12 protein-coding genes and 2 pseudogenes are annotated in these 13,887 nt (G+C 69.8%); 3 read left to right on the top strand and 11 right to left on the bottom strand.

Annotated elements, in window-relative coordinates; all coding sequences use genetic code 11:
- Positions 1-59: 59 nt before the first annotated feature.
- The 4 genes from KD1_RS00570 to KD1_RS00555 all read right to left on the bottom strand — a co-directional run bounded on the left by KD1_RS00570 (position 60) and on the right by KD1_RS00555 (position 4,446).
- A complete protein-coding gene (locus KD1_RS00570; protein ID WP_083541859.1) occupies positions 60-866 on the bottom strand; it encodes an enoyl-CoA hydratase/isomerase family protein in 807 nt (268 codons plus the stop codon).
- A gap of 51 nt (positions 867-917) precedes the next feature.
- Positions 918-1,898 carry a quinone oxidoreductase family protein gene (locus KD1_RS00565; RefSeq protein ID WP_068395964.1) on the bottom strand — a complete coding sequence of 327 codons (981 nt, stop codon included), beginning with the start codon at positions 1,896-1,898 and terminating at the stop codon, positions 918-920.
- A gap of 74 nt (positions 1,899-1,972) precedes the next feature.
- The gene (locus KD1_RS00560) at positions 1,973-3,160 is read right to left on the bottom strand and encodes a helix-turn-helix transcriptional regulator (RefSeq protein WP_068395961.1); all 1,188 of its coding nucleotides are present in this window, start codon (positions 3,158-3,160) and stop codon (positions 1,973-1,975) included.
- A gap of 41 nt (positions 3,161-3,201) precedes the next feature.
- Positions 3,202-4,446: an acyl-CoA dehydrogenase family protein gene (locus KD1_RS00555; RefSeq protein WP_068395958.1), complete on the bottom strand. Its 1,245-nt coding sequence runs from the start codon at positions 4,444-4,446 to the stop codon at positions 3,202-3,204.
- Between the two features lie 174 nt (positions 4,447-4,620).
- On the opposite strand from KD1_RS00555, the gene KD1_RS00550 reads away from it, so the two are divergent.
- Entirely contained in the window at positions 4,621-5,103 is a 483-nt protein-coding gene (locus tag KD1_RS00550; protein WP_068395954.1) for a MaoC family dehydratase, read from the top strand.
- Complete coding sequence (locus KD1_RS00545) at positions 5,100-6,086, top strand: NADPH:quinone oxidoreductase family protein (RefSeq protein WP_068395951.1); 987 nt, start codon at positions 5,100-5,102, stop codon at positions 6,084-6,086. Before KD1_RS00550 ends, KD1_RS00545 begins: the two co-directional genes overlap by 4 nt.
- On the opposite strand, the gene KD1_RS00540 is transcribed toward KD1_RS00545, so the two are convergent.
- Entirely contained in the window at positions 6,076-7,122 is a 1,047-nt protein-coding gene (locus KD1_RS00540; protein WP_068395949.1) for a phosphotransferase family protein, read from the bottom strand. The genes KD1_RS00545 and KD1_RS00540 overlap by 11 nt on opposite strands.
- A 124-nt stretch (positions 7,123-7,246) precedes the next feature.
- On the opposite strand from KD1_RS00540, the gene KD1_RS00535 reads away from it, so the two are divergent.
- Positions 7,247-8,053 (top strand): SDR family NAD(P)-dependent oxidoreductase, encoded by an 807-nt coding sequence (locus KD1_RS00535; RefSeq protein WP_068395947.1) that lies wholly within the window; start codon positions 7,247-7,249, stop codon positions 8,051-8,053.
- 11 nt (positions 8,054-8,064) lie between these two features.
- Here the strand turns inward: KD1_RS00535 and KD1_RS00530 are convergent, their stop codons facing one another.
- The 6 genes and pseudogenes from KD1_RS00530 to KD1_RS17595 all read right to left on the bottom strand — a co-directional run.
- Complete coding sequence (locus KD1_RS00530) at positions 8,065-9,096, bottom strand: Rv3169 family protein (protein ID WP_068395945.1); 1,032 nt, start codon at positions 9,094-9,096, stop codon at positions 8,065-8,067.
- On the bottom strand, positions 9,093-10,736 hold the full coding sequence (locus tag KD1_RS00525) for an AMP-binding protein (protein ID WP_068395942.1): 1,644 nt from the start codon (positions 10,734-10,736) through the stop codon (positions 9,093-9,095). Before KD1_RS00525 ends, KD1_RS00530 begins: the two co-directional genes overlap by 4 nt.
- A 103-nt stretch (positions 10,737-10,839) precedes the next feature.
- Positions 10,840-11,835 (bottom strand): NADPH:quinone oxidoreductase family protein, encoded by a 996-nt coding sequence (locus KD1_RS00520; RefSeq protein ID WP_068395939.1) that lies wholly within the window; start codon positions 11,833-11,835, stop codon positions 10,840-10,842.
- Positions 11,832-12,512: pseudogene (locus KD1_RS17605) on the bottom strand (SDR family NAD(P)-dependent oxidoreductase); the annotation flags it as partial. The gene KD1_RS00520 and the pseudogene KD1_RS17605, both read right to left, overlap by 4 nt.
- A 29-nt stretch (positions 12,513-12,541) precedes the next feature.
- Complete coding sequence (locus tag KD1_RS17600) at positions 12,542-12,844, bottom strand: helix-turn-helix domain-containing protein (protein WP_083541857.1); 303 nt, start codon at positions 12,842-12,844, stop codon at positions 12,542-12,544.
- A gap of 121 nt (positions 12,845-12,965) precedes the next feature.
- Positions 12,966-13,883 (bottom strand): annotated as a pseudogene (locus KD1_RS17595) (hypothetical protein); the annotation flags it as partial.
- Positions 13,884-13,887: the final 4 nt, after the last annotated feature.

Here is a 13,887-nt window from a genome sequence, read left to right as displayed (position 1 = left end):
TCTATCGCTCCAACCATATTATGGTTGGACCAAATGTCAAGAGGATTGGCACCAGGAGGTCAGCGCATCTGCCAGCGCGGGTCGCGCTTCTCCCGGAAGGCCGCGACGCCCTCCTTGATGTCCTCGGTGGTGAAGGCCAGCGCCAGCTGCGACTGCAGGGCCGAGAGCGCCTCCGGCAGCGCGAGATCCCGGGTGGCATCGATGGCGTTCTTGCCCAACTGCATGAGCAACGGCGACTTGGTCGCCAGCCGCTGCGCCCAGGCCCGCACCACGGTGTCGAACTCGTCGGCCGGCACGACGCGGTTGACGATGCCCAGGTCGGCGGCCTCCTGGGCATCGATCGGATCGCCGAGCATCATCAACTCATTGGCCCGCACGCGCGGCAGGTTGCGGTAGATCAGCGCGGAGATCATGAACGGAAAGACGCCGACATTGATCTCGGGGCACCCGAACCGGACACCCTCCTTGGCGATGACGAGGTCACAGGCCAGTGCCAGACCGAAGGCACCGGCCAAGACGTCACCTCCGGCCGCGCAGATGACCGGCTTGCCCAGCCCACCGATCAGTTGGTACAGACGCGGGAACCGATCGAGACCGGCGTACTTCTGGATGGCCGGAGCATCGCTGGCAAAGGCCTTGAGGTCGCCGCCGGCGGAGAACACCCGGTCATGGGAACTGCCCAGCACGACCACCCGCACCTGCTCATCGTCTCGGGCGGACTCGAAGGCGGCGATGAGTTCGTCGAGCAGGGCATCACCGAGGGCGTTGCGCGTGGCCGGACTGTCCAGGGTGATCCACGCGATGCCGGCCTCGTGGGCGCGGCGCACGAATTGCGGTTCGGTCGTCGGAGTGGAGTTCTCGGGCATGTCAGGGATCCCGTCGTGTCAGGGGTGGTTGGGTGGTGGAAGGACTGGGCGTCAGGTGTGGTCGAGCACGATCTTGCCGACAGCCTGCCCCGACTCGAGGAGTCGGTGTGCATCGGCGATCCGGGCCAACGGCAGGACCTCGGCGATGGTCGGCGGCGGCAGGCGGCCCTCGTCGATGAGCGCGAGCAGCCCGGCCAGGTCACGGGGCGAGCCCATGGTCGTGCCGATGAGTTCGTACTGTCCGAAGTAGAAGGGCCGCGCCTGGAGCACCTGTTCGTTGCCCTGCGACGCTCCCAGGACGACGAGTCGCCCGCCGGGCCGGAGCGCGGTGACGGCCTGTGACCAGGCGCCGACGGAGTCGAGCACGACGTCGAACCCGGCCCCGCCGGGCGAGAGAGCCTTGGCCGCCTGAGCCCAATCCGGATCGTCGTAGCGCACGCCGCCGACGGCACCGGCCGTCTGGGCGGTCGCGATCTTGGCGTCGGAAGAGGACGTCACCCAGGCCGGAGCGCCGATCGCCGCGGCCATCGAGATCGCCATGGTCGCGACGCCGCCCCCGGCTCCCAGAACGAGCAGCGACTCCCCGGCAGACAATCGACCCCGGGAGATGAGCGCGCGGTACACGGTCAGGCCAACAAGCGGCAGGGCCGCACTCTCGTGCCACCCCCATCCGCTCGGCTTGGGAGCAACACACTCCTGCGGGACGACGACGGACTGCGCCGCGGTCCCCCATCGGCGATCCCCGAGGATCTCCCACTCGGCTGCCGGCGCCGCGTCACGTTCGCCCCACCACAACGACGGCAGGACGATGACCTCCTCCCCGGTGTCGGCCCGCACGCCCGCTCCATCAGCCCCGGGCACATGTGGCAGCGGGGAGCCGTACAGCCCCTGCCGCACCAGCACGTCGTGCCAGTTCAGGGCACTCGCGCGCAGATCGACGCGCACCCATCCGGTGGCCGGTTCGGGAGTGGGCACGTCGGTCGGCACCAGGACATCGGCGTCACCGAAGCGCGTCATCACAGCAGCCAGCATCGATCCTCCTTTGGTCTGACCAATGACGCTAGCGTGCGATGACGCCGGTGGCAACCCGCCGTCGGTGACGAAACTCAGAGGCTGCCCAGGGTCACCCGCAGGTATTGCGCGATGGCCTCCGCACGATTCTCCGCGCGGAGCTTGCGCAGGATGTGCTTGACGTGCGACTTCACGGTGTCAGGCGCGATGTACAGCTCCGTGGCGATCCGGTCGTTCGTCGCTCCGGTCGACATCTGATGCAGCACCTCGAGTTCGCGGGGCGTCAGAATGCCGGCCAAACCCTCGGTCGCCCGCTGCCTGGAGCTGAGCGTCAGGGCATGTTCCGGATGACTGTCCTGATCCTTGACCCCCATCCGAGACAGGGCGATCTCGGTGTTGGCGACCTCTCCCAGCACGCGTTCGACGTCCGCCAGGGCCGCCTGGACCTCCACCCGCTGACGGTTGAGCTGGAACAGCAACACCGCACGCTCGTACAACTGGTCGAAGGCCCGCGCGAAGGCGTCCAGGACATCTCGGTCGAGAGGGGTGACGTCCTGGTCCTGGAAGTCGGCGTGGATCAGGCCGATGACCTCACCCGCCGGGGCGAGCGGAGCGGCGACATAGGACCCGTGCGGACGGTCGGCGGCAGATGTGGTCGGTCGGGCCCGGATGAAGCTCCCGGCCATCCGGGTGCGCTCGTCATCGGGGAAGACGATGACCGTCTCGCGCCGGTCGACGATGTCCCCCTCGCGAATCCTCGGATCCAGCGCAATCTCCGGGGAGGTGGTCAGCCACTCGACGAAGGCCTGCTCGTTGTCACGCACCTGCCGCGCGAGACTCCGCCACGGACGCCACCGACCCTCTTGCACGCGGGAGACCAGCACCCGGTCGAACTCGCCACACTCGAGCACGGCCCGGCACACCCCGTCGAGGAGGACGTCGGGATCGATGTGCTGGCGCATCCGTTGGACGCCCGCATCGAGCACGGCGAACCGGCGTTGCCGTTCCTCGATGTGGTGGCCACGGAGGTCCCAGCGCAAGGTGTGCAGGTCGGAGAGGCACTGACTCGCCTCGACCACCAGCACACCGCTGCGCTCGGTGTCGGCCTCCTGCAGCCAGATCCGGATCCGCGCGACGGCGTCGGTGAGCTTGGCGTCGATGTCGGCCAGGTCGTCGTCCGGGCCGATGACGACGCTCCGGCCGCCGAGCTCGCCGACCCGCGCCAGCAGCACCTGGGCGCGGGCCCGCAGCTGGGCCACGATGGTTCTCGACGGGCTGGCCATGCCGGGCAGATTAACGGAGCCCCCGGCCACCTGCGCCCGACTCAGCTCCGAACACCGGAGAAGTCGAACATCGCCGCGGCGATCCGGCGCTTCTGCAGTTCGTCGGTGCCCTCGGTGATGCGGTACCGGCGGTGGTGGCGGTAGATGTGTTCGAACTGCTTGGCCCGCGTGTATCCGATCCCGCCGTGGATCTGGATCGCGCGGTCGGCGGCCTGGCACGCCAATTGGTTGCTGCGGAAGTTCACCATGGCGACCTTGTCGCTGACGGCGGTCTTGCCCCCGGCGTCCATCATCGCGGCGGTCCGGTACAGCGTGTTGCGCACCAGTTCGGCTTCGGTCTGCAGCTCGACCAACTGCCACTGGATGCCCTGGTGGTCGCGCAGCAGGGTGCCGAAAACGCGGCGCTCCTGGGCGTAGGCGATCGACTCATTGATGCAGTACTGCGCCGCCCCCAGCGACGAGGCGGCCTGCCGAATACGGTTCTCGTGGACGAAGAGCTGGGCGAGGTCCAGGCCTCGCCCGACCTCACCGAGCACCGCTTCGGCCGGTACCCGAACGTCGTCGAGGTGGACCTCCGGGTGATCGCTGGGCATGTTGAACGTCCAGTGGTTGAAGGGCACCGAGAAGCCGGGCGCGTCGGTGGGCACGATGAACGCGGTGATCCCCGCGGCCTTGCCGTCCTCGCCACCGGTGCGGGCGAAGACGACATCGATCTCGGCGGTGCCGACCAGGCTGTTGAAGCGCTTGGCGCCGGTGATGATCCAGTCGTCGCCATCCGGCTTCGCCTGGGTCTCGATGAAGGTCGCGTCGCTGCCGTGTCCCGGCTCGGTCAGGCCGAAGGCGATCTCGAGGTCACCGGTGATGAGCCGTTCGAGGTAGGCCTCCTTCTGCTCGGGTGTCCCGTACTCGTGCAGCACCAGGGCCAGCGGCAGGTTCGCGACGACGGAGGCCTCGTCGGCGTGGGGGAAGTGCAGGCCTGAGCCCTTGGTCAGCAGGTGCTCGCGAATGAGGGCCATGCCGAGGTTGGTGCCGTCCTGGCCGCCCAGCGCGGCGGGCAGCGGGTAGCGGAAGAATCCGGCTGCGTCGGCGCGTCGGCGCATCTCCCGGAGCAGGTCGAGCCACTCCTGTTTCGGGAAGCCGTCACGGTCCCAGTCGGTGCGGGCCCACTCCCGACGGTGGTCGAAGAAGTGCGGGTGCTCGGCCTCGAGGGGCGTGATCTCCCGGTCGATGAAGACATCGAGGTCGGTGATGAAGCGCGCGATCTCCGGCGGGATGGTCCAATCCATGGCAATGGTCCTTGCGTAGGTCGATATGCGTGGGTCGGTGCTGCGGTCTCTGGGCCGGACGGTACGGACTGAATGCGGTCCGCGGGGCGGGCATGGTGGGGAGCGGTGTGGGATTCCACATCGCGCCTCGTCGCCGGACGGGCAGTCGCGGGCCGAGGCGAGCAGGATCGGGGCATGTTGGAACTTCACGGCATTGACGCCATCCGCGCGGCCGGCGGCCGCGACCTCGGATCCACCCCGTGGTTCACCGTCGATCAGCAACGCATCGACGACTTCGCCCGGGCCACCGACGACTTCGAGGCGATCCACGTCGACGCGCAGGCCGCCCGAGCGGCGGGTCTCGATTCGACCATTGCCCATGGCCTGCTGACCCTCTCCCTGGGCCCGCGGTTCCTCTACGAGTTGTACGCCGTGACGGGTGTGCCGCTGGCCCTGAACTACGGCTTCGAGAAGGTGCGCTTCCTCCAACCGGTCCCCGTCGACGCGCGCGTGCGCATGTCGGCGCGGATCGCGGAGGTGCGCGACATCGAGGGCGGCGTTCGGGTCACCATCGAGCAGGTCTTCGAGGCCGAGGGCCTGCCCGGCCCGGTCTGCGTCGCGACCGCCGTCGTGGCGTACTTCGAGAACGCTCGCGTCGCCGAGGCGGCCTCGTCGTGAGGGGCGTGGTCGTCGAGAGCCTGACCGGGCCCCAGGCGGCCCACCTGACCGACGTCCCCGAACCAGTCGGCGCCCACCCCCGGGCCAACGGCCAACGGATGCTCATCGATGTACGGGCCGCCGGACTGTCCTTCATCGACCCACTGCAGACCCGCGGCGAGTACCAGAACGGGCTTCCGGCTCCCTACGTCGCGGGCAGCGAGTTCGCCGGCGTCGTGCTCGAGGCACCGACCGACACCCGATTCGTGCCCGGCGACCGGGTGGGCGGCATCGTGTGGCAGGGGGCGCTTGCCGAGCGGTGCCTCGCGCTGCCGGACTACACGGTCAAACTGCCCGACTCCATGGACTTCGAGCACGGTGCTGCGTTGTACATGAACTACGCCACCGCCTGGTACGCGTATGACCGGGCGCGGGTGGAGCCCGGTGAGTTCGTCCTCGTCCACGGCGCCGCCGGTGGTGTCGGAACGGCGGCGCTGGACCTCGCCAAGTCGTTCGGTGCGCGAGCCGTGGCGGTCGTCTCGACACCGGAGAAGGCCGAGGTGGCCCGAGAGTGCGGAGCCGAGTTCGTCGTGGATGCCGGGGAGGGATGGCTGGATCGGGTGCGCGAGGTCACCGACGGCCGCGGCGTCCACGTCGTCCTCGACCCGGTCGGTGGCGACCGGTTCACCGACTCCCTGCGCTCGCTGCGTCAGGGTGGCCGCCTCGTGGTGATCGGCTTCACCGGCGGTTCGATCCCGACGGTCAAGGTCAACCGGCTCCTCCATCGCAACCTGACCGTCACCGGCATCACCATGGACAACATGGAGACGGAGTACCCGGGCACCCTGGCGCGGGTCGCCCGTGGGGTCGAGGACCTGGCGCTCGCCGGGCGGCTGGCCCCGCGGGTGGGGTCGGTCTGGTCGTTGGCGGAGGCCGGCGCGGCCATGGCCTCGATGTCGCAGCGGTCGGCGGTCGGGAAGGTCGTCGTACGCGTCAGCGACTGAAGGCCTCCATGCCACGATCGAGCAGGTCGTGGCCGCGTTCGACGACGACCGACAGCGTCTGCGCGGCCGCGACCAGGTCCGGTCGTGGGTGCGGCGCGCGCCGGTTGCGCTTGGCCAGGACGCCGACCGTCGAGGCCACCTTGTACTGATTCAGGGCCAGGAACCAGCCCAGGTTCGGCAGCAGTTCACTCCCCCGGCCCGTGGCCGCCACGATGGCGTCAAGCATCTCGGCCGGTGACGGCATCGCTCGGCCCGCGACCACGTCGGCCTCCGGTCGGGTGTCATGGAAGCGGTGGACCGGGTCGGCGTGCATGACCAGCCACGCGACGTCATGACGCTGATCTCCGACCCCCCAGATCTCCCAGTCGATGACGCCCGACAGGTCGGAGCCCTCGAAGATCATGTTGCCCAACCGGAAGTCCCCGTGCGTGACGACCGCCCCGCCCAACTCGGGTGTCGCGGATTCCAGCCGCGCCCGCAGGCCGTTCTGCGTCGGACAGATGTCGTCGTCGACCGTGTCGAACAGGGCGGCCCACTTCGCCAGCTCGTCGGCCGGGGTGAGCACCGGCTCGTCCCCCAGCCCGAGCTCCTCCGGCAACACGGCCTGCATCGCCGCCAGGGCCCCGGCGGCTGCGAACGCCCGCTCCCGGACCACCGCGGGGCTGGGTGGGTCCGCGGCCACGTCGGTGAGCGGTTCGTAGCTGTCGCCCACCAGCCGCGTCATGACGAACAACGGTGGATCGCCGTCCTCCTCCAGCAGCACCTCCGGCAGACGCAGGTCGGTCGCGGAGCCCAGCGCCCGCATCAATCGCGCCTGCCGGAGCACGTCCCGATTGCGCACCGGCGCCAGTCCGGGCGGAGCCACCTTCACCACCACGTGGCTCACCTCCGCCAGGCCCGTCACGGACACGAGATAGGTCAGACTCGAGACTCCGCCGGGGAGCCGTCGCAGGTCACCGGTGCGAGCCCCCGGCCAGCGGGTCTCGAACAGACCGTCGAGTCGGCTGCGCATGGCCTCGGGATCTGGTTCATTCATGGCCGCGACCCTGCCGGAGGGGGCCCGCTGGCGGCAAGACCGACGAGCGCGCGGGCTGGAGATCTCCACACCCGGTCGATGTCTCCTCGGTGACCCCGGCGGCCGCCGCTGTTAGACACATGGCATGACCGAACCAGAACTGGCCCACATCGCCGTCGAGAGCGCCGCGACCGTGCCCGAACGCTTCTCCCTGGCGCGTCGCGTCGCCATCGTTACCGGAGCCTCCTCCGGCCTGGGAGTCGCGCATGCCCTCGGATTGGCGCAGAGCGGTGCGGACGTCGTCATCACGGCGCGCCGCAGCGACCGTCTGGAGGAGACCAAGCGGGCCGTCGAGGCGTTGGGCGTTCGGGTGGTGGCGATCACCGCCGATGTGACCGCGCTGGAGGACTGCGCGCGGGTGGTGGACACGGCGATGGACCGGTTGGGCCGCGTGGACATCCTCGTCAACAACGCCGGTACCGGTGGGGAGTATCACAGTGTCACCGACGACCCGCCGGAGCACTTCCGGTCCGTGGTCGACATCAATCTCTTCGGCTCCTACTGGATGGTCCGCGAGGCTGCCCGGGTCATGGGAGCGGGCGGGTCGATCATCAACGTCTCGAGCGTCATGGCGCTGACCACCGCCAAGATGCCGGCGGCCGGGTACAGCGCGAGCAAGGCCGGTGTGCTCGGGCTGACGCGTGACCTGGCAGCGCAGTTGGGGCCCAAGGGAATTCGGGTCAACGCGATCCTGCCCGGGGTCTTCCCTTCGGAGGCGACCGCCAACTACAGCGAGAACTACAAGCGCAAGGTCATCGCCGCGAAGATCCCGATCGGGCGCATCGGTGACCCGCAGGACGCCGCTGCCGTGGTCGTGTTCCTCGCCAGCGACGCCGCCGCCTACGTGACAGGCGTGAGCCTGCCCGTCGACGGCGGCGTGCTGATCAACTGAGGAGTCTCGAGTCAGTCGCCCAGAGTCGGGAGGTAGCGGTAGGAACTGCTCCGCGAGTGGGCGAACTCGAAGATGCCCGTGCCGCGCTGCTCTCCCCACGTGAACGCCGTGAGTCGGTCCGTCAGGGCCGTGTCCACGGTGCGCGGGGAGACCGTGCCGTCGAGGGGGTACGTGTCGGACTCGAGATGATCGCGCCCGCGCGGCTTCCCGTGATGGCCCCCGTACCCGCCTCCGGACATGTACCCGCCCCGGGCGGTGCCGTCGCAGTCGATCCGGTAGACCCGACCCGCGGCCGTGATCACCTCGACGATCCCGGAGGTGAGGTCGAGCCCGTCGTCGAAGACGAGATCGTGGCGGACCTCGACGACGTCGTCCAGGGTGCCGTCCTCATGCATGACGGCGCCCTCCAGCAGCAGGCGGTCCCCGCCCTGCCGGCCCTCCACGAGCAGGAAGCCCACGGAGCGGTCGGCGAACTGGGCCTGGAACCAGATGTGCAGTCCCTGGCCGCCGCTCATCGTGCGCACCCCGCGGGAACGGTCCCGCTGGCCGTACCAGCCATCGACGGGCTGCTGGCGCCCGTCGATGGTGATGGTGCCCCGGTAGCGACCCGACTGCACGAGATGATCGAACGAGGTGGCTGGGCCGTCGGCGTTGTCGACCTCGACCGACCCCAGCCAGTACGGCGTGCGGGCGGTCCAGGTGACGTCGAGTTCGACGCCCGTGGGGTTCTCGCCCAACTGCAGGCGCCATTCCCGGTTGGCGGCGACGCACTCGAACCGCAGCGGTCCGGAGCCCTCGTCGCCCGTCGCCGACAACTCCGTGGAGAAGCGGACATTGCGCTGCTCCGTGGCGGTCGAGATCACCGCGAACCCATCGGCGACATCCTTGGGCGGGTACACGCCGTAGCCGAGGATGACCGACGGCTGGGTGTCATCGACCGGATGCAGGTTGAACATGAATCGGTCGAAGAATCGCGCCGGCAGGCTGGCGGCCTCGTCGCGCCGGACCAGCGGATCGTGGAAGTCGGCACCCGCCTCGGTCATACCGCTGCCAGCCTCTCGGCGATCTGCTGGCGCAGGACATGCTTCTGCACCTTGCCCGTGGCGGTCATCGGCAACGCGTCGACGACCTCCAGTCGCTCGGGGAGCTTCTGTGTCGCGATGCCGTCGCTGCGCAGGAAGTCGGTCAGTTCCGCCAGGGTCGGTGACGCGCCGTCAGCCGGGACCACGTAGATGCAGACCTTCTCGCCGAGTCGGTCGTCCGGCATGCCGACGGCCGCGACCTGCGACACCGAGTCGTGGCGCATGAGGTGCTCCTCGATCTCGCGAGCGCTGATGTTCATGCCGCCCCGGATGATCAGGTCCTTCGTGCGCCCGGTGACCCGAACGAAACCGTCCTCGTCCATGCGCCCGAGGTCGCCGGAGCGGGAGTAGCCCTCCGGGGTGAACAGCGCACCGGTCTGCTCGTCGTCGTGGAAGTACTCGATCATGTGGCTCGGGCCGCGGTAGGCGATGTCGCCCTCCTCGCCACGGGCCACCTCGAGGCCATCGCCACCGACGATCTTGACCGAACCTCCGTCGACGGCCTGGCCGTCGGAGGTCAGCGCTCGACCGGGGTCGTCACCGGTGCTGCAGGTCGTCGTGACGAAGTTCTCCGACCGACCGTACAGGCTGAGAACCCGCAACCCGGGCAACTCGCGACCGGCCCGCTCGACGAGCGGCGGCGGGATGGGCGAGCCGGCGCAGATCCAGCGGGTGAGGGTGCCGGCGTCGTTCTGCCCTGGGTCGTTGGCGTCCAGGAGCATCTGCAGGAACGGGGCCGCGGTGACGGCCGCGGTGCACCCGTGGCGCTTGACGGCGGCGACACCGGCCGTGGGCTCCCACACCTCCATGAGGTAGGAGGAGGCGCCGGCCAGCATGGGCAACACGACGCTGGTCACCAGACCCGTGGCGTGGGTGATCGGCGAAGGGCCGAACTGGACGTCGTCGGCGGTGTAGTCGAGGGCCGTGTGGATGGCCGCAGCGCTGGTGCGAACGGTGTTGAAGGTGTGCAGGCAGCCCTTCGGCCGGGAGGTGGTGCCGGAGGTGTAGACGATCAGGAAGGCGTCGTCGGGCCGGCTGTCCTCGGGGAGTTCGCTCGTCAGGGTCGCCAGGTCACCCTCGACGATGAGGGCGTCCAGGGCCTCCTCGCCCTCGCTGCGGGCCACCCACAGGTTCTTCACGGCCGGCGCCTGCTGCCGGAGGCTGCGGAACATTGCGGCGTGGTCGAAGTTGCGGAAGGAACCACACGTGATGGCGGCCACGGCCCCGGAATGCTGGAGGACGTAGGCCACCTCGTCGTTGCGGTAGATCGGCATGACGGGGACGAGTACCGCCCCGATCCGCGAGAGCGCCAGCGCGATGGTCGGGAACTCGGTCCAGTTCGGCAGTTGGACCACCACGCGCTGGCCGCGCTGAATCCCCTGACGGTGCAGCCCGACGGCCAGTCGCAGGGCGCGCTCCTCGAACTGCGCGTAGGTGAGCGACCCGCGGTCGTCGATGAAGGAGGTCTTGTCCCCGTGGGCCTCAGCCTGACGGTGGGCCAGGGCCGCGAAGCTCTCGGTGGTCCAGTAACCCGACTCGTACCACGCGGCGATCTCCTGCTCGGAGTATCGGTCGTGAACAGTCTTCAGGTCAGTCGTCATTGGCTGTGATTCCCTTCGGATCGGATGTGGGGTCAAGCGTACTTTTGGTCTAACCATTGGTCAAGAGATCCAAATGGACGTAATGGAGCGTCGGTCGGCGCGTTCAGGCGCCAACACCGGCGAGGTCGACGACGACCTTGCCGTGGGCGGTTCGCCCGGCGATCGACTCCAGGGCCTGGGCGGCCTGCGCCAACGGCAGCACCGCACCGATGTGCGGCGTGATGGCGCCGCGCTGGGCGAGATCCTCGATCGCCTCGGCCATCTCGACGGCGATCTGGGGATGACGCTCGACGTAGGGGGCGAGAGCCACCCCGACGACGCTGAGGTCGCGCAGCAGGAGCCGGTTCACCTTCACCGTCGGGATCTCGCCGCCGGCGAACCCGACGACGGCCAGGCGGCCGCCCACGTCGAGGCTGCGCAGCGAGTCGGTGAACCGATCCCCGCCGACCGGGTCGATGACCACGTCGACGCCACGCCCCTGGGTGAGCCCGCGCACCTCCTCGACCCAACCGGGCTCCGGCCGGATCACGTGCATCGCCCCCAGCCGTCGGGCCACCGCAGCCTTGGCGTCGTCGGAGACGACCGCGATCGGCGTCGCCCCCAGCGCTCGCGTCACCTGCAGCGCCGCCGTGCCCACCCCGCCGGCGGCGCCGTGGATCAGCACGGACTCCCCCGCCGTCAGGCTGACCCGACGAGCGGCGAACCAGGCCGTGGAGTAGTTCAGTTGCAGGGCGGCGCCCTCGATCCACGACATCGCATCGGGCAGACGCACGGTGTACTGGGGCATGCCGAGGGCGCGCTGGGCCAATCCACCCCACAACGTCAGGCTCGCCACGCGATCCCCGGGCCGCCACCGTGATCCGGGCGGAGCCTCGAGCACCACCCCGGCGACTTCACCCCCGGACACGTAGGGCGTCGGTTTGCCGTGCTGGTACTCGCCCCGGGACTGCAGCAGATCCGGGAACGACAGGCCGGTCGCGTGCACGTCGATCAGCAGTCGCTGGCCGTCGGCCCACTCGTGCGCCCCGACCGGCTCGGGAACGTCCTCCACGGCGCCGCCGGCGGGCCCGATGAGGTCCCGGATGACGAAGGCCTTCACGGTGCCGAACCGACCACACTCGAAGTGACCGACCGGGTGTTGAGGCCGTCGCCCGCGTCGACCGTCAGGATCTGCCCGGTCACCCGGCCTGCGCGCGGGGAGGCGAAGTACGCCACCGCATCGGCGATGTCCTCCGGTTCGACCATCCCGCCGGGCATGCTGTCGCGCCAGGCCTGCACGATGTCGGCCGGCATGGACAGCACCCCGCTGCTCGCCGTCATCCCCGGCAGCACCGCATTGGCCGTGATGCCGGTGGCCACGTTCTCGGCCGCCACCGTCTTGACCATGCCGAGCAGCCCGGCCTTGGTGGTGCTGTAGCTGACCTGCCCGGGCAAACCCACCGTGCCGGCCGTGCTCGAGACGAGCACCACCCGGCCGAAGCCGCGCTCGCGCATGCCGGCCAGACAGGCCTGCAGCACCCGGAAGGTACCGGTGAGGTTGACGTCCAGATCGAGCTGCCACTTGGCCAGGTCGAGGGTGTGAGCCTGGCCGAACACGGTCGTCAGGGCAGCGTTGCCGACATAGACGTCGACATCGGACAGGTCGGGCAGGGGGTCGCGGGCGATGTCGAGTTGCCACGTGCAGCCGGGGCGGCGGTCCATCGTGACGACCTCCATCCCATCGGCGACGAGCCGCTCGACGATGGCCTCACCGATGCTGCCCTCCCGGGCGGCTCCGGTGACCAAGGCCTTGGGTGCGGTCCTGCTCATGTCGTCCCTTCCTTTCGCTGGCTGGTCGGTGCCGGGGCTCGCTCGTCCACGGCAGGGTGACCCTGCAGGCGCAGCACGAGCAGCGCCGTCTGCACGCTGAGTTGATCGTTCGCATTGGTCATGTCGAGTCCGGTCAAGGTCTGGACCTTGTTCAGCCGCAGCCGCACCGTGTTCTCGTGGACCCCCGAGTTCCTGGGCCGTACCGCGGATGCTGCGGCCGAGATCGAACCACGTCTGGAGGGTCGGCAGCAGATCTCCCGACTCCGCTTCGAGAAGAGGGCCGATTGTCGCGCTGACATGTCGCCGCAGCGCCACGATGTCACTGTTGGCCAGGAAGAGTCGCGCCGGGCCGAGGTCCCCGACCGACAACACCCGCCGGCCCGCGCCACCCCAGCGGCGCACGGAATGGGCGACGTCACGCGCGTCTCGATAGGCGCGCATGAAGTGTCCCGGCTCGGCCACGTCGGAGACCCCGGCCACGGCAGCGGGACCACATCGTTGTGCCAGGGCCATCTCGACCGCTCGTCGCACGCGCACCGTGACCTCGTGGCCGGGGACGCCCTCCGGCGCCTCCACCATCAGGAGTACGCCCTCGTTGCCGCGAGCGGCGAGCACGTCGGTGGCCGTGGCGCGCCTGATGTCGGCAGCGATCAGGCCGGGATCGACCGGTTCGGCGCCCGGTGCCGAGGCCTCCGGGCTTCCATCCAGGACGTGGACCACGACCCGGCTCGCATCGACGTCGACGCCGAGGTACTCCCCGCTCGCGCGCAGGTCGTCCAGCGTGGCGGTTCCTCGCGCCAATTGCCGCGCCAAGGTGGCGCGGGCGTCGAACGCGACGCGGGCGATGCGCTGCTGGGTGCGCAATTCGAGGCCGAGCCGGCGGGCGAGTGCGCGCAGGATGTACCCGTCGGTCTCGTCCAGCCGGCCGGGGCGCTCCACGACCAAGCACCACCCGACGTGCTCCTCGCCGATCCCGACCGGGGTCACCAGGACGCGGTGGGCCAACCCGGTCGTGGGCCCCGCCGGAGCGATCAGGGGCGCCGCCCCGATGGCCACGGAGGAAGCCGCGTGGCACGCGGCCAGCACGCGCCGCAGGTCGGGCCACTGGCGATGCTCGCGTGGGGCCCCCGCCACCAGCCGATGTCCGAGGTCGATGTAGGCGACCGGCTTGCGCAACCCGGCCTGGGCCGCATTGACCAGTCCGGACAGCCCCTGGGCCCGGTCGAACGACTCGAGCACCTCCAGGCGGCCGCGCAATGCCGCGATCTCCGCGCTCGCCCCGGCGTCCGCGACGCCCTCCTCCGCAATCTCGGGCAGGGTGCGACCGCTCGGGATCATCAGC

It is taken from the genome of Kribbia dieselivorans NBRC 106261 (genome assembly GCF_001552435.1).
GTDB classification, from domain to species: Bacteria; Actinomycetota; Actinomycetes; order Actinomycetales; family Dermatophilaceae; genus Kribbia; species Kribbia dieselivorans.
This window is presented reverse-complemented; position numbering and strand designations above follow the sequence as displayed.